Below are 21,423 nucleotides of genomic sequence, written 5' to 3'. Positions count from 1 at the left end.
CGTGCGGCGCAACACACACGGTCGCCCGGCGGTCGCCGGCTGATCCGTTACTGCCCTCTAGGCCGCGAGCGCGTTGCGCGCCCGTTCCAGTGTCTCTTCCGGAAACATCTCCTGCTGCAGTTCGCCGTCGTTGCCGAACCACTGGCAGATCAGCCCGTTGCCCGGCGCAAACAGCACCGGCCCGGTCCAGGTGGCCGTCATTGGACGTCCGCCGGACTTGAGCGTCAGGACGTCGCCGGCGCAGTAGGCGGGTTTCGTGGGCCTCGCAGGTTTCTTTCCCAGTCGCATGGTGAGCATCCGTTCGATGAGCCCGATCATTCGAGGCCGAGCCGATGTCCGAGAATCGGCGCGCAGAAGAGCGCGATCGCGCAGCCCGCTGCTTTGCCTTCCAGTTCCGCGCCTGCGGCATGCGAGCCGACCATATGCGTCAGCAGATCGGAGAGCTGCGGCAGGCAGTACAGTACCGCGGCCGCGACAAAGCACTTTTCGACCACGGAGATGCGCCAGCCGCGTTCATAGGCGAGCATCGCGCCGATGATGCGAAGCACGCCGAACACCACCAGCGCGCCGACGGCGGCCTGTTCGCGGAGCAGATAGTCTGGCAGGAATTCGCCCATGATGTTCCCCGATGCATGTGTCGTTTGCATGCATTTGAGCAAGGAGCGGGCCATGCGTATGTCCGGTGCCGAACCAACGGCGTGAAAGCCTTTCTGGATAAAGTTTTGCGGGCGATGTCGCAGGGCTGGGAAAGCGCCGCGAAGCGCGTGTTCCGGCAGTTTCGGTCCGCGGTGTAACGTAACTGAGACGGCGCGTGCTACGTCTGGCGTAACGTGCGCGCCGGTCAGCCGTGACACATCAAGCTGTCACGCAATTACCACTCCGCGACGCTGCCATCCTCATGGCGCCACACCGGGTTGCGCCAGCGGTGGCCGATCTTCGCCATCTCGCGCACCTTATCTTCGTTCACTTCGATACCGAGCCCCGGGCCTTGTGGAATCGACACGAAGCCGTCTTCGTATTTGAAGACTTCGGGGTTCTTGATGTAGTCGAGCAGGTCGTTGCCCTGGTTGTAGTGAATGCCAAGGCTCTGTTCCTGGATGAACGCGTTGTAGCTCACCGCGTCGATCTGCAGGCAGGTGGCCAAAGCGATCGGGCCAAGCGGGCAGTGCAGGGCGAGCGCGACGTCGTACGCCTCGGCCATCGCCGCGATCTTGCGGCACTCGGTAATCCCGCCCGCGTGCGATGCGTCCGGCTGGATGATGTCGACGTAGCCGCCCGACAGGATGTGCTTGAAGTCCCAGCGCGAATACAGGCGTTCGCCCAAGGCGATCGGCGTGTTGGTCTGGTTGACGATGTCGCGCAAGGCTTCCGCGTTTTCCGACAGCACTGGCTCTTCGATGAAGAGCAGCTTGTACGGGTCGAGCTCCTTGGCCAGCACCTTTGCCATCGGCTTATGCACGCGGCCGTGGAAGTCCACGCCGATGCCGATGTTCGGCCCAACCGCTTCGCGCACGGCGGCGACGTTGTCGATGACGCCTTGCACCTTGTCGAAGGTGTCGATGATCTGCAACTCTTCCGAGCCGTTCATCTTCACCGCCTTGAAGCCGCGTTCGACCACGGCGCGCGCATTGTTCGCAACATCGCTCGGACGGTCGCCGCCGATCCACGAATACACCTTGATCTTGTCGCGCAGTTGGCCGCCCAGCAGCGCATGAACCGGCACGCCGTGATGCTTGCCCAAGATGTCCCACAGCGCCTGGTCGACGCCTGCGATCGCGCTCATCGTGATCGGGCCGCCGCGGTAGAAGCCCGCGCGATACATCACCTGCCAGTGATCTTCGATCAGTAGCGGGTTTTTGCCGATCAGATAGTCGGATAGTTCCTCGACGGCAGCCGCCACGGTATGCGCGCGGCCTTCCACCACGGGTTCGCCCCACCCGACGATGCCTGCGTCGGTCTCGATCTTCAGGAAGCACCAGCGCGGTGGAACGATGAAGGTTTCGAGCTTCGTGATTTTCATGGCGTGCGTCTCCTTGCGGCTTGAGTGCCTGCGTGTGCGGGCGATTTCGAGGATTCACATGCTACAACAAAAGCGCGATTAAGTACTATTAATAGTACTATTCGTCAAATAGTGGCCGGGTGTTGGTCCAGATGTTGGCCGGGGCTGCTGGATACTCGCCGGGCGCCGGGCAACGGGCAACGGGCAACGGGCAACGGGCAACGGGCAACGGGCAACGGGCAACGGGCAACGGGCGACGGGCGACGGGCGACGGGCGACGGCGACGGCAACGGCAACGGCAACGGCGAGGTCGCGGCCGAGCATGACCAACGCCGGAACGGTGCCGAAGCCATAGGTCGGCAGGTCGGGATGCCGGATAATCGCGGTCGTTCCGATATCAATAGCGCCGAGAGGCTGCTGGGAGAAAGCTATTCAGCACGATCTGCATGGGCGCGTCGCCCATCTGCTGGCGACCGCGATTCTGCGCGGCGACTACGCGCCCGACTCGATCCTGCCGCGCGAGGCGGAGTTGATGGATACCTTCGGCGTGAGCCGGACGGTGTTGCGCGAGGCGCTGCGTACGCTGACGTCGAAAGGGCTGATCGAATCGCGTCCGCGGGTCGGCACCCGCGTACGGCCGAAGCACGCGTGGAATCTGCTCGATGCCGATGTGCTCGACTGGTACTCGCGCGTCGCGGAGCCGATGGCGTTCGCGCTCAAGCTGCAGGAAATGCGCGAGATGATCGAGCCGTACGCCGCAGGTCTGGCAGCGGCCTCGCACACGGACGACACCTTCAATGCGCTGGCGGCAGCCCATGCGTCGATGGTCGCGGCGCGCAATGTCGATGAATGGGTCCGCGCCGATCTGCAGTTCCATCTGAGCGTGCTGACGGCCTGCAGCAACGAATTGCTGATTCCGCTCGGTACGCTGATCGAGCGCACGCTGGAAGCACAGCTACGCCTGAATGCGAAACGCGCGGACGTGTTCAACGCATCGCTGGCCGAGCACACGGCGGTGTTCGAAGCGATCCGCGACCGTGACGCGGTGGCGGCGCGAGAAGCGATGGCAGGCTTGCTGAGCGTGACGCGCGGAAGAATCGAAGGGTGAGTGTGACGCGAGTGCGCCGCCGCTCCTGCTTGACCCATCCATCATCGTGCTCAATCCATCGCCGCATGCGCCATTGACGCATCCGGCGCCTGGCGCGCCGGGCGGATCAACAGCACCAGCGGAATGACCAGCAGCGTGGCCAGGAACATCAGCTTGAAGTCGTTCAGATAGGCGATCATCGAAGCCTGCTGCGTAATCGACGCGTTCAGCGCCGCCAGGTCGTAATTCGAACCGCTGTTGAGCATGGGCTGGATCGCCGGATTGAACGGTGTGATGTTCGCGGCGAGGTCAGCATGCGAAACCTGCGTGTTGCGCGTTATCAGCGTCTGCACGATCGAAATGCCGATACTGCTGCCGATATTGCGCATCAGGCTGTACGTCGCGGTGCCGTCCGCACGCAGTTCAGGCGTCAACGTGGAGAAGGTCAGCGCGCTCAATGGCACAAACACAAGGCCCAGGCCAAAACCCTGGATTACGCCAGGCCAGACGATATCCGACGCCGACAGCACGATCGTGTAATGCATCATCTGCCACAGCGCGAACGCGGAGATCAGGAAGCCGGCGAGCAGCAACAGCCGCGCGTCGACCCGCTTCGACAGCCGCCCCGCAAACAGCATCGCGACCATGGTCCCCGCGCCGCTCGGCGCCGTGACGAGACCCGTCGTCGCGACCGGATAGTTCATCAGGTTCTGCAGCATCGGTGGCAGCAAGGCGCGCGTCGCATACATCACCGCGCCGATCACGAAAATGAAGAACGTGCCGGTGGCGAAGTTCGGGTCCTTCAGCAACTCATATTTGAAGAACGATTGCTTGCCGACCGTCGCGGTATGCACGAGGAAGAACGCGAAGCTGAGCGCCGCGACCATCGCTTCGATGACGATCTCATGCGAGCCGAACCAGTCGAGCTGCTCGCCGCGGTCGAGCATCGCCTGCAGCGCGCCGATGGCAAGACCCAGGGTGGCAAAGCCGAATGCGTCAAACTTGGCGTCGTGTTTCGGTTCACGCGCCGGCAGGAAGGTGGCCACGCCGAACAGCGCAAACGCGCCGATCGGCACGTTGATGAAAAACACCCAGCGCCAGTTATAGCTATCGGTGAGCCAGCCGCCGAGCGTCGGCCCGAGAATCGGCCCGACCATCACGCCCATGCCCCACACCGCCATCGCCTGGCCCTGCTTTTCGCGCGGATTGATGTCGAGCAGGATCGACTGCGACAGTGGCACCAGCGAGGCCCCGAAAATCCCCTGCAGCAAACGCGACGCGACGATCTGCGTCAGCGTTTCCGACAACCCGCACAGCGCCGAGGCCACCGTGAAGCCGCCGATCGCAAAGATCAGCAACCGCTTGACGCTCAGCCGGTCGGACAGCCAGCCGGTCAAAGGCGTGGCGATCGCGGCCGCGACGATATACGAGGTCAGCACCCACGTGATCTCATCCTGCGACGCGGACAGCGTACCCTGCATGTGCGGCAGCGCGACATTGGCGATGGTGCTGTCGAGCGTCTGGATCAGTGTCGCGAGCATGATCGAGACGGTGATCATCGGCCGGTTGAGCGGGACGGCGGCGCTCGTCGGCGGGGAGTCGGAGGACATGGGCGAGCGGGATCTTCGATATAGTAAGCATGCTTAGTATATCGGCTGCATGCGCATGCGCCCACCAGGAATTATGCGGAGCCTGAATTGCGCTTGCTTACACCCATTCCGACGATGACAAACGAAGGCCTTTCGTATAATCCGCGTATGAGCATCCAACTCGAAGAGCGTTTCGGCTTTCTGATTTCCGACGTCGGCCGCCTGACAGGCAAGCGTTTCGACGATCTAGCGAAGTCATCGGTCGATCTGACACGCGCGCAGTGCCGCGTGCTGGCCAACCTCGCCCATTACGGCGACATCAACCAGGCGCGGCTCGCGGACCTGCTCGAAGTCGCGCCGATTTCGGCGGGACGTCTGCTGGACCGCATGGAAGAGGGCGGCTGGATCGAGCGCACGGCCAATCCGCAGGATCGCCGCGAGCGCCAGGTGCGTATGACGCCGAAGGCCGAGCGCACGCTTGGCAAGGCACGCAAAGTGGGCGATGAAATCGCGCTCGAAGCGCTGAACGGCTTTACCGACGAAGAAGCGAAGCAGCTCATCGCACTGCTGCAACGGGTGCGCGGTAATCTCAGCCGGCTGGTGGATCGCTGAACCCGCTGACATCGCGCTGATGTTCGTATTTACCCGTGGTTGCGGCATTGGACCACGCTGAAGACCGTCCTTGACCTGCCAACATGAGTAGGCAGGGTGTCAGTCGATCTTTCACTCCCTGCAGTTCCTGCCGGGCAGGTGCTACTTCCGCTCAGCCGGGACGCTCAGTCACCACAGGCAGTTGCGCGCGGTGCAGACGGCCTGCAAGCCGACCGACCTGGTCGGGGGAGTTGGGGATGAAAATCATCTCGGCAAAAACGATCTCGCTCACCTTCGCTGCTGACTTGGCCGGCTGCGGTGGCGGGGAATCTGGGCAGTGACCCGGCGGCGACACGGCAATTGTTTGACGCGTTACCACCGGCATTACAGGCAGCGACCTCATTCGCACTCGGCGAGTCGAGGGTATTGACGATGCCGGGCTACATCGACGAGGGGGTGTCTGTATTTGTGGCGGCGAAAGGCGTTCACCAGATACTCGAGCAGAGCCCTGGCGGACGCTCAGCATGCGCAGCAGAGTGCGCTGGTACGACTTCACGCTTGCCGAGGCAGGTGGTTTCTCGCGGCGTTTTGCAGGCCGTGTCGCAACGGGTAAGGACAGCGTCAGCGATCCGGCAATGGGCATAGCGGGTTAGCCAGGGCAATAGCGTTATTCGATCCGTTTCAGAAGATTGGATTTACCGGACGGGGGCGCGCAGAGCGTTGCCACTCTGATATAGCGGTTCTGCATACCGGTAACGGAAGTTATGTAATGCGACGATTTACCATCGTTCGTCTTGTGACAAAAAACTACACAATGGACTCGTCGATGATTTTCGTCGATAGAGGTTGTTATGAAATTAATTAGGTCTATAAAATATTTTAAATGTAGTAGAAGGCAACCGTAGAGAGCAACCATGAATCAGGAAGCAATGCAGAAGCCGTCCGTCAACGCGCCGTCCAAGGGACGCAAGCGGCAGCAATCCGTTTCGGCACTGCATGATGCGGAAAGCATCGCACTTTGGTATGACACGCGTGCACTCGAAAACCTGACCGACGTGCAACGCGAAGAGATCATCGGCAAGATCATTGAGAGCGGTTTCAATGGCGTAGTCCTTTATCCGAATAACTGGAGCACGTTTGCCGATCGCTTTCCGCCGACCACGACGCGCGTCGTCGCTTGTGCCGACGCGGCCGATTGGCAGTTGGCGCAGGCGGCCGGTTTCTTCGCTGAGGCGCAAGAGGGCGAAGCCAGGAGCATCGTGTCGAGCGCCGATATCCAGCTATTGGCACAAGCCGCCGATTCGGGCTGGTCGACCTGCTTCCGTACGCATGTCAACGATGCGCGCTCGCTGGGCGACTCGTTCCGCCATGGTGTCCATCACGATTGCGTGATGGTGTCGTTTAAAGATCCGACCAACATTCCACTCGAACTGGTGATCGCCGAGTTGCACACCCAACCGGCGCGTCTCCTCAAGGAAGTCGGCGCGGATGTCGACGACGCGGTGATCGCGCTTGGGGTGCTGGAACTCGGAAGCGACGGCGTAGTGGCGAGTTTCACCGACGTGGCGCAGTTCGACGCCTTCGTCGCAAAGCTCGATGCGGTCCGCAACCCGCCCATGCGTGTTCAGACGGGTGTGGTGAGGGCGACGCGTCATCTCGGCCTTGGCTATCGGGCTTGTATTGACACAACGCACATGTTCGAACCCGACGAGGGCCTGTTGGTAGGGTCCACGTCGACGGGCGGACTGTTGTGCTGCCCGGAAGTCTTCCATCTTCCCTATATGGAACTCCGTCCGTTCCGCATCAACGCAGCTTCAGTACACAGCTACGTCTTTCATGCAAGCGACCGGACCAGCTATATCAGCGAACTCAAGGCAGGCTCGCAGATCACCGCGGTCAATGCGTCGGGCCGCACGCGGCAGATTTACGTGGGACGCGTCAAGACGGAGATCCGTCCGCTGATCCTGATAGAAGTGACGTTCGACGGCGGCGAGAACGTCAACATCGTCATGCAGGACGACTGGCATGTGCGCGTCTTTTCAGATCAGGCGTTACCCCGCCACGTGACCGAACTGCGCCCCGGCGATCGCGTGCTGGGATTCACGACGCAGCCGGGTCGCCATGTCGGCGTCAAGGTCGACGAGCACATCATCGAAGTCTGATTGTTTCGCCGACTTGCTCGCTGAGCATCGCATACATATCTTGGTGCGCCGTTAATGTAGGAATGCAGAATGAATAAGATAATTTTGACTGGTGCCACCGGCTTTGTCGGCAGCGCACTTGCTGCAACCTTGTTATCCCGCGGCGCGACCGTGCTCGCGGTGTCCCGCAATGATCAGGATGGCTGCCGCACCGAAACGGCCGTGCGTGAAGCGGCCGCCGGCTGCGGACTTGACCTTGGTGCTGCTATCCGCGATCGCTTGGTAACGTTCGACGCGGGGCAGGGTCCGCTCGCTGACGCGCTCGACGCCGACTCGCTGCAAGCGGCCGACGCCGTCTGGCATTGCGCTGCAGAGATGAGCTATTCGGCGAACAAGCTTGCGCATGCGTATCAAACCAACGTGTGCGGCACCGTGGACCTATATCGGAAGGTCGCTGCGCACGCGCCCGCTTGCAAGCGCTTCTACTACGTGTCGACCGCATACACTGCGGGCATCCGGGGCGGTAATACAGACGAGACATTGCACGTCGGCAATCCTTGCGTGAACAGCTATCAGGTTACGAAATGGTGCGCGGAGCAGTCGCTGTCGGTGCTGCACCAGGAGGGAGCGCTGCCGGTCGCCATTTTCCGGCCGACGATCGTTGTCGGTCACGCGCAGACTGGATGGGCCCGACGCAATGGTTTTGGTTTCTACATGTTCGTCGATGCAATCGAAGCCGTGCGCCGCGCAGGGGCATCCCACGCGCGGCTGAATCTGCCGGGCGACGTCAAGCCCGATCTCGTGACGGTTGATCGCGTCGTCGACGACATGGCGGGACTGACGTCGCGTGAGAATCAGGGTGCCGCTTTTGAGGTGTTCCATTGCTCCGGTGGCCGCGAACTGAACAATCGGCAGCTCCTGTCGATCATCAGCGAGACGACTGGCGTACGCGCGACGCATGGACCGCCGATGACACTGCACGATCAGCGTATTGATCGTGCGATTGATGCGAATCGCCTGTTTGCGAGCACCGATTGGACGTTCAACCGCACGAGCCTCGATGCGGCACTGAAGCGGGAATCGCGTTCGACGCCTGTTGACAAGGACCTGCTCGCGCGCCTGGTCGATTGGTACCGGTCGGAGGTGCCGCTCAAGATACCTCCGGTCGCAGGGCAGTTGGAAACGCAAGCGTGAGTGTCCTCATGTCTTCGCCGCCTCCCGTCGCCGCGCCGCAGTTTAGCGGCAACCGTGTCGATGCGCTGACCGAAGCATTTGCGGAATTGGTTCGCTACGACAATACCAATACCAACCAGATTCTCGTTCTAGACGGCACGTTGTGCGCAGCACGCCTCGCTGGCGCCGTCACGCGTGCTGCACGGGCCTTCCCGTTGCTTCACGCCGGCTACCCGCCTGATCCTGGCGCGGCGCACGATGTGGACGCGGGGAGCGTCGCGCTGCGTGTCCATCGCTGGAACGGTCGATGCGATTTCGGCGACGCGGGATTTCGCGCGCTGCTCATGAGATTGAACGAGCTCAACAGGCTCGATTGGAAGCGGCGCGCGCCATTTCAGTTGTATCTCGTGCTGGGCCGTGATGCTTCGACGTCGTGCGTCTACCTAAGCAGCGCACACGCTGTCGCCGATGCTCACAGCGATTGTTTGCTGCTCGAACGCATCATGGACGAATATGTGTGCGCCAACGCCAACGCCAACGCCAACGCCAACGCCAACGCCAACGCCAACGCCAACGCCAACGCGCATGCACATGCACATGCACATGCACATGCACATGCACATGCACATGCACATGCACATGCACATGCAGATGCAGATGCAGATGTCCCAGCCGCGCCGCCAGCTATCCATGACTTCGAGCCGCTTCACCGTATTCGTCCCGAGTGGTATTCGCCGCGTGCCCGTGCAATCCGGCTGGCGCGCGCGGCGCTCAACATCGCGGGCGATCTGCTTCGCCGCAATCGGAATTTCACGAGTCGACGTGCGGCGCTCACTGGTGCGCCAATGCCACAAATCGATTTCTATCACAGCGTGGTGGACAGCGAACTCGAAACGACGGCGAAGCGGATTGCGAAGCACATGGGCGTTACGCTCAATACGCTCTTGACGACGGCACTGGTGCGGTTGACTGAGCGTGGCGGCACGGGCCTCGGCTTCACGCGTGTGACTTGCGCGATCAGCTTGCGGCTAACGCTGGATCCGCGTTACGCGGACACGTTTCGCAACTACCTCGTCCCCGCCGGTCTACGCATTCGCACTGGTCTGCCCGATAGGGTGTTGCTTGCGCACGTGCATGGTGCTGTGCAACGCGCGCGCGAACAGGCGGCCTTGCAACTGGAACTGGGCCGGCTCGAATGGCTTGTGCTGCTGCTCAAGATTCCCGTCCTCTATCCTCTGACACGCGCCATAGTGCGCCGCGCACAGGGGACTAACGCGTGCGTTTCAAACCCCGGCCTGATTCGCGCGGATATGAGGAAACTGGACGCGTGCGTCGAAGGCCCCGCACGCGCGCGTGCGCCTTCCAGCTACGTCGGCTTTGGATGTCTGGTAGAGCCATACGACTTCATTCTTTATACGCCGACTGTGAACGGACGGCTGCAGTTTGACGCAGTCTTCCGGCGCTCCGCATTCGACGATTTCAGTACTCAGTTCATGGGGCCGTACTGCGCCGAACTCAGACGCCTGCTGGATAGCCTCGACGGTGCCGAACCTGCAGTGTTGCCTGGCTCAGCCCGCGAGGCACGGAGTGTCGAACGCCGCGGGTAGCGCCGGTTGGCCGTGCATCGGTGGTGCTCGGCGGCAGTTGAACGGCCCGTGGACGTGTCGCCACGACTGATCTTTCACATTGGAATTACCAGGTAAGGAACACGGATGACCTACATTGCACGCAAGCGACGCTGGTCGCGGTTTGTCGATCCGCAAAGCGGATCCGCACTGATCGTGCCGATCGACCACGGTCTGACGATCGGCCCTGTACGCGGTATCGCACGTCTCGAAGACCTGGTTGGCTGGGTGTCGCGGGGCTTGCAAACGGGGGTCGTCGTGCACAAGGGACTCGCGGAACGCCTGGGGCTTGTGACCAGCGGCGGAATGATGATTCATCTGAACGGTGCGCTGTCCCTTGACGAACAGCCTGACCGGAAGCGTCTGCTGACATCAGTTGAGGCGTCAATGCGGCTGGGTGCCGATGCGGTTTCGGTGCAAACCAATTTTTTGCCGGCGAACACGGGCTCCAACCTGCGATTGCTCGGCCGCGTGATCGACGATGCGCATCAGTTCGGGCTGCCGGTGCTCGCGATGCTCTATGACAAGACGGGTACCGGTAACGCGAGCGAGCGTATGAGACGGATGCGCCATTTCGTTCGTGCGGCGGTCGAAATGGGAGTCGATGCAATCAAGCTCGGCGTTCCCGATGACCTCTCCGCGATCGCCGAGTTGATTGACGGCGTGCAATCGCACACGAGCGTCGTGTTCGCAGGTGGCGAGCGCAAGTCGGATGCGCAGTTGGTTGAACTGGCGCGCGCGATCGTGCAGTACGGCGGGGCGGGTTTGTGCGTCGGCCGTAATGTGTTCCAGCACGATGATCCGTGCAGCATTCTGGCGGAACTGCGCGACGCGTTGCGTACTACGCGTACCGCATGCGGTGAGCCCGACGGGGCGCGACGATTTCCGGGCGAGTTGCGACCGCATTTCGAACCGCACGGGCTGTGCAAGCCGGTTAAGGAGCCGGCCTGCGCCATAACGACGTAACGAACCGCGCTAGCCAGCGTCGATGAAGGTAGCGTATTTCGACACGAATAAGGAGACTGTCATGGTATTACCGCTGCTGCAGCGGGCAGGTTGCGTCGAGTCGCTGGTCGACCGGCATGTGCGGGCGGGACGCGGCGAGCGCACCGCGCTAATTGAGTGTTCCAGCGAGGGCCGGCGCAGCCTCAGCTATGCGCAATTGGCCGCCGCTACCATTCGGCTCGCGGGTGAGCTCGACGTGGAGTTGGGCGGATGCCGTGCGCAGCAGCGCATTGCCATCGTCGGAAGCTCGACGCTCGAAACGCTCTGCATCTGGCTTGCGGCGATGCGCGCGGGACACTTGCCGTTTCTTGTCCATCCGGACCTCGGCGACGATGCATACGACCTCCTCTTCAGCGATTTCGATCCCGCACGCGTTTTTCGCGACCGCACCGCGCGGGTACGGCACGGCCTCGATTTGCGGCCGGTCGACGAGGCTGGACTTGAGCGCCGCGAGGTCGCCGCCGCGTGCATGGCCATCCGGCGCGAGCCGGGGGCTGACACCGATACCGGGCCGGACTTGCGTGCCGCATTCTGCCTTGCATCGTCTGGATCGACGGGACGCCCGAAGATCTGTGTGCATTCCCATCACGCGGTGGCTTCATTTGAACGGCACGTGACAGGACCCATGTGGCGGTTGAGAGATGACGATATCGTGTTGGGGACGAGCGGGCCGTACTTTTCGTTTGGGCTGCAAGGCGTCCATCCGGCGCTGTCGATCGGCGCCACGTCCGTACTGCTGCCCGGCTGGCAAAGCCACGACGAATTTCTCGCGGCCATCGAAGCGGAGCGAGTCAGTGTGTTCCTCGCGGTGCCGACGCTGTATCACCTGTTGATGGCGCGCGCGAAGCGGCCGTTCAGGCTCGACTCGCTGCGCTTGTGTCTTGCTGCGGGTGAACGGCTGCCGGCTGTAGTGCGTGAGCGTTGGGAGGCGTTCTCGCGCGCACCGATGCTCGATTCAATCGGCACGACGGAAACTTTTCTACCCTATCTGTCTGAAGTCGCTGGTGTTGCGTCCGGTCTGCGCGAGGTCGCGGCATTTGGCTATGAATGGACTGCGGCAGGGGGAGACCCCGACACCGGCGCATACGGGAGCGCAGGCGCGCTCGACGATGCATCGGTGTTGCGCGTCACCGGTGACGCGCTGATGCTAGGGTGTTTCCGACCCGGGGAGAGCGCAGCTTACCAGCCGCAAGGCCCCACTTTCGACCCCGGCGATCTGTTTGCGCGCGCTGGCGACGGCTGGCGCTTCCTGTCACGTCGCTCTGAGCGAACGAAGGTTGCGGGGCATTGGGTGTCACCACAAGATCTGGAAGAGTTCCTGCTCGCCGATCCACGCGTGGTGAAGGCCGCGGCGCTACCGGTCGAGACGCCCGAAGGGCTGGTGCGGCTACGCGCATTTATCGTGCTGGACGTTCCGGAGTACTGCGCGGCGCATATCGTCGACGATCTGATCCGGCGCATCCAGCGTGAACTCAAACCGGGCGCCCTGCGTCCGGACCGAATCGAGGTCGTGCGGGACCTGCAGAGCACGCCGAGCGGCAAGCTCAGGCGCGAGGCGTTGCACGTAGCACCGCAGAACGGTACGGGGTGTGTACTGTCTGGCCCGCGGCGTTGAGGGAAATGGATCGCGCCCGGGTATCGGGTTGCATACCGGATAGACGAACCCGTAAACGGACAAAGGGTTACAAGCCAATGACCTGTAACCCTTTGATAACACTGGTGGCGAATCAGGGACTCGAACCCCGGACCTGCGGATTATGATTCCGTCGCTCTAACCAACTGAGCTAATTCGCCGAAAGAAGCGAGATTATGCGGATAGCGCCGGAGGCTGTCAACCCCCGGCGCGCAACTTTTTCAAGTTGCCCCGTCCGCCAGGCGTTTCAGTCCTTCGCGTAAATATCCGAGTCCTTGGTTTCCCTGACGAACAGCACGCCGATCACGAGCGTGACGAGCGCGATCACAATCGGATACCACAGCCCCGAGTAGATGTTGCCCTTGGCCGCCACGATCGCGAAGGCGGTCGCCGGCAGGAAGCCGCCGAACCAGCCATTGCCGATGTGATACGGCAGCGACATCGAGGTATAGCGGATGCGCGTCGGGAACATCTCCACCAACATCGCCGCAATCGGCCCGTAGACCATCGTCACGTAGATCATCATGATCGTCAGGATCACCACGCTCATCGGCCAGTTGATCTGCGATGGATCGGCCTTCGGCGGATAGCCGGCGGTCTTCAGCGTGGTCGCCAGGGTCTTGTCGAACGCCTTGCCCTGGTCCTTGGCGTCGGCGGCCTTGCCGTCATACGTGTTGATCACCGTATCGCCGACCTTGATCTCCGCCAGCGTGCCCGCCGGCGCCGCGACGTTCTCGTAGTTCAAGCCGGCTTTCGAGAGCGCGCTCTTGGCGATGTCGCAGGAACTCGTGAACTTCGCCGTGCCGACCGGGTTGAACTGGAACGAGCACTCGTCCGGGTTCGCGATCACGACGATCGGAGACTTCGCCGTAGCCGCTTCCAGCGCCGGGTTCGTATAGTGAGCCAGCGCCTTGAACAGCGGGAAGTACGTGCAGGCAGCAATCAGCAGGCCGGCCATGATGATCGGCTTGCGGCCAATGCGGTCCGACAGCGAGCCGAAGAACAGGAAGAACGGCGTGCCGATCAGGAGCGCAATCGCGATCAGGATGTTGGACGTCGCGCCATCGACCTTCAGCGTCTGCGTCAGGAAGAACAGCGTGTAGAACTGGCCGGTGTACCAAACCACGGCCTGGCCGGCGGTCACGCCGATCAGCGCGAGAATCACGACCTTCAGGTTTTTCCACTGACCGAATGCTTCCGACAGCGGCGCCTTCGACGTCTTGCCTTCAGCCTTGATGCGCTCGAACACCGGCGATTCATGCAGTTGCAGGCGGATCCACACCGACACGCCGAGCAGGATGATCGACGCGATGAACGGGATACGCCAGCCCCACGCGCCGAACGCGTCTTCGCCCATGGCCGTGCGCACGCCGAGAATCACCAGCAGCGACAGGAACAGGCCGAGCGTGGCAGTCGTCTGGATCCACGCGGTGTAGAACCCGCGGCGTCCCTGAGGCGCATGTTCCGCGACATAGGTTGCCGCCCCGCCGTATTCGCCGCCGAGTGCGAGGCCCTGCAGCAAGCGCATCGCGATGAAGATCACCGGCGACGCCATGCCGATCGACGCGTAGCCGGGCAGGAAGCCGACCAGGAAGGTCGACAGGCCCATAATCACGATCGTGATGAGGAACGTGTATTTGCGCCCGACCATATCGCCGAGGCGTCCGAATACGATCGCGCCGAATGGCCGCACCGCGAATCCCGCGGCGAAGCTGAGGAGCGTGAAGATGAACGCGGCAGTCGGATTGACGCCGGAGAAGAAGCTCTTGCTGATGAAAATCGCAAGTGAGCCGGCCAGATAGAAGTCGTACCACTCGAAAACCGTACCCAGCGACGATGCGAAGATTACCCGCTTCTCATCGCGCGTCATCGGCACGTGCGAGATTTGCCCGCCAACGGTAGCCATATGTCGTCTCCAATATTGATATGTGCACGCGGTTCGCCGGCAAAGGCGTTCCCGTGCAACCGATTATTGGAGTGGAAACTTACGGCGTACTGACGTGATGGGGTGAAATGGCAGCTTCGGGCGTGTAGGGGGAAATTCAATCAAAAAACGGTAACGTACCGCTAAATTCTTATAAGATTTGCCAAAATTATCTCAATATGGCGGCGGCGCCATGTGCGGACCGTTGCGCCCTTAGGGTAAGTCCCGTGCCCGTTCGAGTACCTGCAAGCTGACACGCACAAGCGTTCCGGCCAGCCGCGGCGAGGTTTGATAGACGTTATCGTCAATCGTCATTTCTCCGCCGTGCATCGTCGCGATCTCGCGGACGATCGCGAGCCCAAGGCCGCTGCCGTCGCCTTCGCGGCCGAGAATCCGGTAAAAACGCTCGACCACCCGCGAGCGCTCGGCTACCGGAATGCCGAGTCCGGTGTCTTCCACTTCCAGATGCACGCGCCGCGCCGTCGCGTCGTGCCGCACCCGTACGGTGATCCGCCCGCCAGCCGGCGTGTAGCGGATCGCGTTGTCGATCAGATTCGACAACATTTCCCGCAACATGACCGGGTTGCCGTCGACTTCGACGGGTTCCTCGGGCGCTTCGTAGCCGAGGTCCATCTGCTTGGCGAGCGCGGCCTGAACCCAATCGCGCACAGCGTTGCGGGCCACCTCGGTCACCTCGACCGGCGTGAAAATCTGGCCCGACATGCGGTTTTCCGCGCGCGCCAGCGCCAGCAACTGGGTGACGAGACGCGCCGCATGCTCCGAACTCGTGGCGATCTGTTCGAGCGAGCGGTGAACTTCCGCGGAGGCGTCCTGGCGCAGCGCAAGCTCGGCCTGGGTGCGCAGACCGGCAAGCGGCGTTTTCATCTGATGCGCGGCGTCGGCGATAAAGCGCTTCTGCAACTCCATGTTCTGTTCGAGGCGTGTCAGCAGATCGTTGAACGACGTCACCAGCGGCTCGATTTCCGGCGGCGCGCGGCGGGCTTCGAGCGGCGACAGATCGTCCGGGCGGCGCGCGCGAATATGCGCCTGCAGGGCGTGCAGAGGCGCGAGTCCGCGCGACAGGCCGAACCACACCAGCAGGATCGCCAGCGGCAGGATCACGAACTGCGGCAGGATCACGCCTTTGATGATGTCGTTGGCAAGCTGGCTGCGTTTGTCGAGCGTCTCGGCGACCTGCACCAGCACGGGTTGAGCGCCGCGCGTCTGCGGAAACTCGACGGTCGTATAGGCGACGCGGATATCGTTGCCGCGCAGCACGTCGTCGCGGAATTCGACGAGGCCGGGCGGCGGCCGGTCTTCCTCGTGCGGCAGCGGCATGTCGCGCTCGCCGCCCACCAGTTCGCCGCGCGTGCCGAGCACCTGATAGAACACGCTGTCGACGTTGTCGGCGCGCAGAAAGTCGCGGGTGGAGTCGGGTAGCGACAGCTCCGCCACGCCGTTGATCGGGTGGATCTGGCGGGCGAGCACGTAGGCGTCGGTTTCGAGCGCACGGTCGAACGGGCCGTTGGCGATCGACTTGGCGACCAGGTAGGTGACCGCAAGGCTCATCGGCCAAAGCAGCAGCAGCGGCGCCAGCATCCAGTCGAGAATCTCGCCGAACAGCGAGCGCGGGCGTGCTTCGGCGGCGGCTTCGGTCTCGTCGGGCGGGGCGAACGGATTGGCGTAGCGCTCGTCGCGCGCCTCGTCGAGGTCCGCCGCGTGCGCCGTAGCGCGGTCTGCGCGTGCGGACATGGGCGTCCTCTATTTGTAGTGATGGCTCGCCGGCATCGCGGCCGACGAGGGCGATGCCGGCGGTTCTGGCTCGGCCGGAGCATGCGGCGCGGGCGCGTTGGCGCTCACGTTCGTGTTCGAGGGTAGGGCGGCTTTCTCGAGGCAGTACCCGAGGCCCCGCACGGTGATGATGCGCACGCCGCTCGGCTCGATCTTCTTGCGCAGCCGGTGCACGTAGACTTCGATCGCGTTATTGCTGACTTCCTCGCCCCATTCGCACAGATGGTCGACGAGCTGTTCCTTCGATACCAGCCGCCCGATCCGTTGCAGCAGCACTTCGAGCAGACCGAGTTCGCGCGCCGACAGGTCGATCACCTGCTCGTTGACATAGGCGATCCGGCCGACCTGATCGAACGACAGCGAACCGTGCCGCACCACCGTCGGGCCACCGCCCGCGCCGCGCCGGGTCAGCGCGCGCACGCGCGCCTCGAGCTCGTTCAGTGCGAAGGGTTTGGCCATGTAGTCGTCGGCGCCCAGGTCGAGGCCTTTGACGCGTTCGTCGACGCTGTCCGCGGCGGTGAGGATCAGCACCGGCACGTTCGAATTGCGGGCGCGCAGGCGGCGCAGCACCTCGAGCCCGGACATGCGCGGCAGGCCCAGATCGAGGATCAGCAAGTCGAAAGTTTGCATCGACAGGGCGGTGTCGGCCTCGACGCCGTTCTTCACGTGATCGACGGCATAGGCCGATTGGCGGAGTGATCGAACCAGACCGTCCGCGAGTATGCTGTCGTCTTCGGCAATCAGAATTCGCATGGTGCGCCAACCTGGCGTTGCCGGCGCCGTGGGGTGTCCCCGGCGCACAGCGGTCTCCGAAAATTATTGTGGGTAGTTGGGCAGCGCGACGGTAAAAATGCGCGTTCGCATGAGAATCGCGCTTGCCAAAACTACTGTTTTTTTATACAGTGTCTGGGTTTCGTGTGCTGTCCTTCAAGAATCTTGAAAAGGCGGGCCGCACATCTGCCTCAGACGCCGTTCATCATAGCAAAGGACGATTCATGGAAGAAAGCAAGAAAGGCTCGGCTGGACTGACTGCTGAAAAGAGCAAGGCACTCGCTGCCGCGCTTGCGCAGATCGAAAAGCAGTTCGGCAAAGGGTCGGTCATGCGGCTCGGCGCAGGTGAGGTAGTCGAAGACATCCAGGTGGTCTCAACCGGATCGCTCGGCCTCGACATCGCGCTGGGCGTCGGCGGTTTGCCGCGTGGCCGTGTGGTCGAAATTTATGGCCCGGAATCGTCCGGTAAAACCACGCTGACGCTGCAAGTCATCGCCGAAATGCAGAAGATCGGCGGCACGGCAGCGTTTATCGACGCGGAACACGCGCTGGATATCCAGTACGCGGGCAAGCTCGGCGTGAATGTGAACGACCTGCTGGTTTCGCAGCCGGACACCGGCGAACAGGCGCTCGAAATCGCCGACGCACTGGTGCGCTCGGGCTCGATCGACATGATCGTGATCGACTCGGTCGCGGCACTCGTGCCGAAGGCTGAAATCGAAGGCGAAATGGGCGACTCGCTGCCGGGTCTGCAAGCGCGTCTGATGTCGCAAGCGCTGCGCAAGCTCACCGGCACGATCAAGCGCACGAACTGCCTCGTGATCTTCATCAACCAGATCCGTATGAAGATCGGCGTGATGTTCGGCAACCCGGAAACCACCACGGGTGGTAACGCGCTGAAGTTCTACGCGTCGGTGCGTCTGGACATTCGCCGGATCGGTTCGATCAAGAAGAACGACGAAGTGATCGGCAACGAAACGCGCGTGAAGGTCGTGAAGAACAAGGTGTCGCCACCGTTCCGGGAAGCGATTTTCGACATCCTGTACGGCGAAGGCATTTCGCGTCAGGGTGAAGTCATCGACCTCGGCGTGCAAGCGAAGATCGTCGACAAGGCCGGCGCCTGGTATAGCTACAACGGCGAACGGATCGGTCAGGGTAAGGACAACGCGCGTGAATTCCTGCGCGAAAATCCGGACATCGCCCGTGAGATCGAAAACCGCATTCGTGAATCGCTGGGCGTGAATGCCATGGCAGAAGCGGCGACGGGCGTAAGCGCCGAAGTCGCGGGCGAAGAAGAGTAACCAGCACGTGATACGCAAGGGCCGGCCGCTGTCCAGCGCTGCCAACGCAGGACGCAACGCGGACGGCCCGCGTGACGACGACACCGATCCCTTCGAGTCGTTCGATGCGCATGATCGCGCCGAAGGTCGTCAGCCGCAGTCTGATTCTTCTGCAGAAGCTGCAGCGGATCCGTCCGAAACCACCTACACCCGCTCGCGCCGCACACCTGGCGAGGCGAAGCCGGGGCAGGACGATGCAAAAAAATCCCAACGCCCAGCCCGTTCGCTCAAAGGACGTGCGCTCGGCTATTTGTCCCGGCGTGAATACAGCCGCTCCGAACTGGCGCGCAAGCTGAAGCCGTTCGTCGAAGAAACCGATTCGCTCGACACCTTGCTCGATTCGCTGGAGGCCGAAAACTGGCTGTCCGATTCGCGTTTTGCTGAAAGCCTGGTCCATCGGCGCTCGTCGCGGTTGGGTGCGAGCCGGATTGTCGGCGAATTGAAGCAGCACGCGGTGGACCAAACGCTGGTCGAAGAAGCCAGTGCGCAACTGCGCGAAACCGAACTCGCGCGAGCCCAAGCCGTCTGGCGGAAGAAATTCAGCCAACTGCCCGAAACGCCCGCCGAGCGGGCCAGGCAGGCGCGCTTTCTGGCATCGCGCGGTTTCTCGGGCGCCACGATCGGCAAAATTCTCAAAGGGTTCGACGAGGAATGAAGCGGCGAGTCGCTGCGAGGCCGCGGCAGAACCCCGCCGCCAGCCGCACTTTGAGATAAGGCCGTCCGCGCTGAACCGCCCGCCGGGCGGCCCTGCGCATTCCCACCTGTCTCAAATACCCAGTATGCTAAAATTCGGGGGTTTTCCAATCCGGCCTTCCCTTTCCGCATGCCGCTCTCCCCGCCAGTGTCCCGTCAGTTGCGCCACCGTCGCGCAATCAGAGCGGAAGCCTATGAGCGAGCCGATGGCCTGTGGGATGTGGAAGCGTGCTTGACCGACGAAAAACCGCGCGATGTGGTGCTTGCGTCGGGCGTCCGGCCCAATGGTCAGCCGATCCATGAACTCTGGCTTCGCATCACCATCGATCGCAAGCTCAACGTCGTCGACGCCGAAGCGTCGTCCGACTGGGTGCCCTATCCAGGGTTGTGCCAAGCCAGCAATCCCGCCTACCGTGCCCTCATCGGGCTCAATCTGTTCCGCAACTTCCGTCGCGATGCTGCCCGTTTGCTGGCCGGCACGGCTGGCTGCACGCATCTCACGGAGTTGTGCGCGCTTTTGCCGACCGCCGCAATCCAGGCGTTCGCCGGCGACGTATGGAACACCAATGAAGACACGCCGGGCGCGACGGCAAAGTCAGGGACCGAGCAGGCCACAAGTGCAGACAGCACAGACGAGCATTCCAACAACAAACCGCCATTCCAGTTGGGACGCTGCCACGCGCTGCGTTTCGACGGCGAGGCGGTGCAACAGTTTTATCCGCGCTGGTATGGCCGCGCTCCGTATACAGCGGATCGCGCGCCATCGTCAGGCGACGGGGCAGCCCGCCAGACAGGTGAGGGCGGCAACGCGTCCGGCATGAACGACGGCAGCGGAAACGATGTTCAATCCAACTCTCAGACTGAAGGGAATCACGCATGAAGATTCACGAGTACCAGGGTAAGGAAATCCTGCGGAAATTCGGCGTCGCGGTACCGCGCGGCAAGCCGGTCTTCTCGGTGGATGATGCGGTCAAGGCCGCGGAAGAGCTTGGCGGCCCGGTATGGGTCGTGAAGGCTCAGATCCACGCGGGTGGCCGTGGCAAGGGCGGCGGCGTGAAGGTCGCCAAGTCGCTGGATCAGGTTCGCGAGTATTCGCAACAGATCCTCGGCATGCAGCTCGTCACGCACCAGACCGGTCCGGAAGGCCAGAAGGTGAATCGTCTGCTGATCGAAGAAGGCGCTGACATCAAGAAGGAACTGTATGTCGGCCTGGTGATCGATCGCGTTTCGCAGAAGATCGTCGTGATGGCATCGAGCGAAGGCGGCATGGACGTCGAAGAAGTCGCGGAAAAGACGCCTGAGCTGATCCACAAGATCGCCGTCGATCCGTCGACCGGTCTGAAAGACGCCGAAGCCGACGAGCTCGCCACGAAGATCGGCGTGCCCGCCGCTTCGCTGCCGCAAGCACGCGCGATCCTGCAAGGCCTGTACAAGGCATTCTGGGAAACCGACGCATCGCTGGCCGAAATCAACCCGCTGATCCTGACCGGCGACGGCAAGGTCATCGCGTTGGACGCCAAGTTCAACTTCGATTCGAACGCACTGTTCCGTCACCCGGAAATCGTCGCGTATCGCGATCTGGACGAAGAAGATCCGGCTGAAGTCGAAGCGTCGAAGTTCGACCTCGCTTACATCTCGCTCGACGGCAACATCGGCTGCCTCGTGAACGGCGCTGGCCTCGCAATGGCAACGATGGACACCATCAAGCTGTTCGGCGGCGAACCGGCGAACTTCCTGGACGTGGGCGGTGGCGCCACGACCGAGAAGGTCACGGAAGCGTTCAAGATCATGCTGAAGAACCCGAACCTGACCGCGATTCTGGTCAACATTTTCGGCGGCATCATGCGCTGCGACGTGATCGCGGAAGGCGTGATCGCGGCGTCGAAGGCCGTGTCGCTGAAGGTGCCGCTCGTGGTCCGCATGAAGGGCACGAACGAAGACCTGGGCAAGAAGATGCTCGCTGAATCCGGCCTGCCGATCATTGCGGCAGACAGCATGGAAGAAGCGGCTCAGAAGGTTGTCGCGGCTGCCTCGGGCAAGGCGTAAGCCGAGCTGGGCGTT

The 21,423-nt window shown here is 62.3% G+C and carries 19 protein-coding genes and 1 tRNA gene; 12 read left to right on the top strand and 8 right to left on the bottom strand.

What is annotated here, in order from left to right:
* Nucleotides 1–57: 57 nt before the first annotated feature.
* The 3 genes from P3T22_RS14650 to dgoD form a co-directional block, all read right to left on the bottom strand.
* Nucleotides 58–318, bottom strand: a complete 261-nt coding sequence (locus P3T22_RS14650; RefSeq protein WP_429325317.1) for a YodC family protein — start codon at nucleotides 316–318, stop codon at nucleotides 58–60.
* On the bottom strand, nucleotides 315–617 hold the full coding sequence (locus P3T22_RS14645) for a hypothetical protein (RefSeq protein ID WP_063497279.1): 303 nt from the start codon (nucleotides 615–617) through the stop codon (nucleotides 315–317). Before P3T22_RS14645 ends, P3T22_RS14650 begins: the two co-directional genes overlap by 4 nt.
* Nucleotides 618–871: 254 nt before the next feature.
* On the bottom strand, nucleotides 872–2,020 hold the full coding sequence (gene dgoD, locus P3T22_RS14640) for a galactonate dehydratase (protein ID WP_429325316.1): 1,149 nt from the start codon (nucleotides 2,018–2,020) through the stop codon (nucleotides 872–874).
* A gap of 379 nt (nucleotides 2,021–2,399) precedes the next feature.
* On the opposite strand from dgoD, the gene P3T22_RS14635 reads away from it, so the two are divergent.
* Nucleotides 2,400–3,107: a FadR/GntR family transcriptional regulator gene (locus tag P3T22_RS14635; RefSeq protein WP_236720963.1), complete on the top strand. Its 708-nt coding sequence runs from the start codon at nucleotides 2,400–2,402 to the stop codon at nucleotides 3,105–3,107.
* Between the two features lie 50 nt (nucleotides 3,108–3,157).
* Here the strand turns inward: P3T22_RS14635 and P3T22_RS14630 are convergent, their stop codons facing one another.
* Entirely contained in the window at nucleotides 3,158–4,696 is a 1,539-nt protein-coding gene (locus P3T22_RS14630) for a DHA2 family efflux MFS transporter permease subunit (RefSeq protein WP_063497276.1), read from the bottom strand.
* Nucleotides 4,697–4,843: 147 nt separating this feature from the next.
* Between P3T22_RS14630 and P3T22_RS14625 the strand changes: the two genes are divergently transcribed.
* From P3T22_RS14625 to P3T22_RS14595, 7 genes are all read left to right on the top strand, one after another.
* Nucleotides 4,844–5,287, top strand: coding sequence for a MarR family winged helix-turn-helix transcriptional regulator (locus P3T22_RS14625; protein ID WP_063497275.1), 444 nt, complete (start codon nucleotides 4,844–4,846; stop codon nucleotides 5,285–5,287).
* Between the two features lie 503 nt (nucleotides 5,288–5,790).
* Nucleotides 5,791–5,919, top strand: a complete 129-nt coding sequence (locus P3T22_RS14620; RefSeq protein WP_429325397.1) for a hypothetical protein — start codon at nucleotides 5,791–5,793, stop codon at nucleotides 5,917–5,919.
* Nucleotides 5,920–6,180: 261 nt separating this feature from the next.
* Complete coding sequence (locus tag P3T22_RS14615; protein ID WP_429325315.1) at nucleotides 6,181–7,428, top strand: 3-dehydroquinate synthase II; 1,248 nt, start codon at nucleotides 6,181–6,183, stop codon at nucleotides 7,426–7,428.
* 69 nt (nucleotides 7,429–7,497) lie between these two features.
* Nucleotides 7,498–8,601, top strand: coding sequence for an NAD-dependent epimerase/dehydratase family protein (locus P3T22_RS14610; protein ID WP_429325314.1), 1,104 nt, complete (start codon nucleotides 7,498–7,500; stop codon nucleotides 8,599–8,601).
* A gap of 8 nt (nucleotides 8,602–8,609) precedes the next feature.
* Nucleotides 8,610–10,187 carry a hypothetical protein gene (locus P3T22_RS14605; RefSeq protein ID WP_429325313.1) on the top strand — a complete coding sequence of 526 codons (1,578 nt, stop codon included), beginning with the start codon at nucleotides 8,610–8,612 and terminating at the stop codon, nucleotides 10,185–10,187.
* 105 nt (nucleotides 10,188–10,292) lie between these two features.
* Nucleotides 10,293–11,171, top strand: coding sequence for a class I fructose-bisphosphate aldolase (locus tag P3T22_RS14600; RefSeq protein WP_429325312.1), 879 nt, complete (start codon nucleotides 10,293–10,295; stop codon nucleotides 11,169–11,171).
* Nucleotides 11,172–11,232: 61 nt separating this feature from the next.
* Nucleotides 11,233–12,825 carry an AMP-binding protein gene (locus tag P3T22_RS14595; protein WP_429325311.1) on the top strand — a complete coding sequence of 531 codons (1,593 nt, stop codon included), beginning with the start codon at nucleotides 11,233–11,235 and terminating at the stop codon, nucleotides 12,823–12,825.
* 102 nt (nucleotides 12,826–12,927) lie between these two features.
* On the opposite strand, the gene P3T22_RS14590 is transcribed toward P3T22_RS14595, so the two are convergent.
* The 4 genes from P3T22_RS14590 to P3T22_RS14575 all read right to left on the bottom strand — a co-directional run bounded on the left by P3T22_RS14590 (nucleotide 12,928) and on the right by P3T22_RS14575 (nucleotide 17,311).
* Nucleotides 12,928–13,004, bottom strand: a tRNA-Met gene (locus P3T22_RS14590).
* An 86-nt stretch (nucleotides 13,005–13,090) separates the two neighbouring features.
* A complete protein-coding gene (locus P3T22_RS14585; protein WP_063497270.1) occupies nucleotides 13,091–14,749 on the bottom strand; it encodes an MFS transporter in 1,659 nt (552 codons plus the stop codon).
* Nucleotides 14,750–14,980: 231 nt separating this feature from the next.
* Nucleotides 14,981–16,519 (bottom strand): sensor histidine kinase, encoded by a 1,539-nt coding sequence (locus P3T22_RS14580; protein ID WP_063497269.1) that lies wholly within the window; start codon nucleotides 16,517–16,519, stop codon nucleotides 14,981–14,983.
* Nucleotides 16,520–16,528: 9 nt separating this feature from the next.
* Entirely contained in the window at nucleotides 16,529–17,311 is a 783-nt protein-coding gene (locus tag P3T22_RS14575) for a response regulator transcription factor (RefSeq protein ID WP_063497268.1), read from the bottom strand.
* A 242-nt stretch (nucleotides 17,312–17,553) separates the two neighbouring features.
* Here P3T22_RS14575 and recA point away from each other — a divergent pair, with 242 nt between their 5' ends.
* The 4 genes from recA to sucC all read left to right on the top strand — a co-directional run bounded on the left by recA (nucleotide 17,554) and on the right by sucC (nucleotide 21,408).
* Complete coding sequence (gene recA / locus P3T22_RS14570) at nucleotides 17,554–18,630, top strand: recombinase RecA (protein ID WP_063497267.1); 1,077 nt, start codon at nucleotides 17,554–17,556, stop codon at nucleotides 18,628–18,630.
* A 7-nt stretch (nucleotides 18,631–18,637) separates the two neighbouring features.
* On the top strand, nucleotides 18,638–19,324 hold the full coding sequence (recX, locus tag P3T22_RS14565; RefSeq protein WP_429325310.1) for a recombination regulator RecX: 687 nt from the start codon (nucleotides 18,638–18,640) through the stop codon (nucleotides 19,322–19,324).
* Nucleotides 19,325–19,492: 168 nt separating this feature from the next.
* Nucleotides 19,493–20,242 (top strand): DUF2889 domain-containing protein, encoded by a 750-nt coding sequence (locus P3T22_RS14560; RefSeq protein ID WP_429325309.1) that lies wholly within the window; start codon nucleotides 19,493–19,495, stop codon nucleotides 20,240–20,242.
* Nucleotides 20,239–21,408, top strand: coding sequence for an ADP-forming succinate--CoA ligase subunit beta (sucC, locus tag P3T22_RS14555; protein ID WP_063497264.1), 1,170 nt, complete (start codon nucleotides 20,239–20,241; stop codon nucleotides 21,406–21,408). Before P3T22_RS14560 ends, sucC begins: the two co-directional genes overlap by 4 nt.
* The last annotated feature ends 15 nt before the right edge of the window (nucleotides 21,409–21,423 follow it).

It is taken from the genome of Paraburkholderia sp. GAS348, assembly GCF_050434205.1.
In the GTDB taxonomy this organism is placed as follows: Bacteria; Pseudomonadota; Gammaproteobacteria; order Burkholderiales; family Burkholderiaceae; genus Paraburkholderia.
This window is presented reverse-complemented; position numbering and strand designations above follow the sequence as displayed.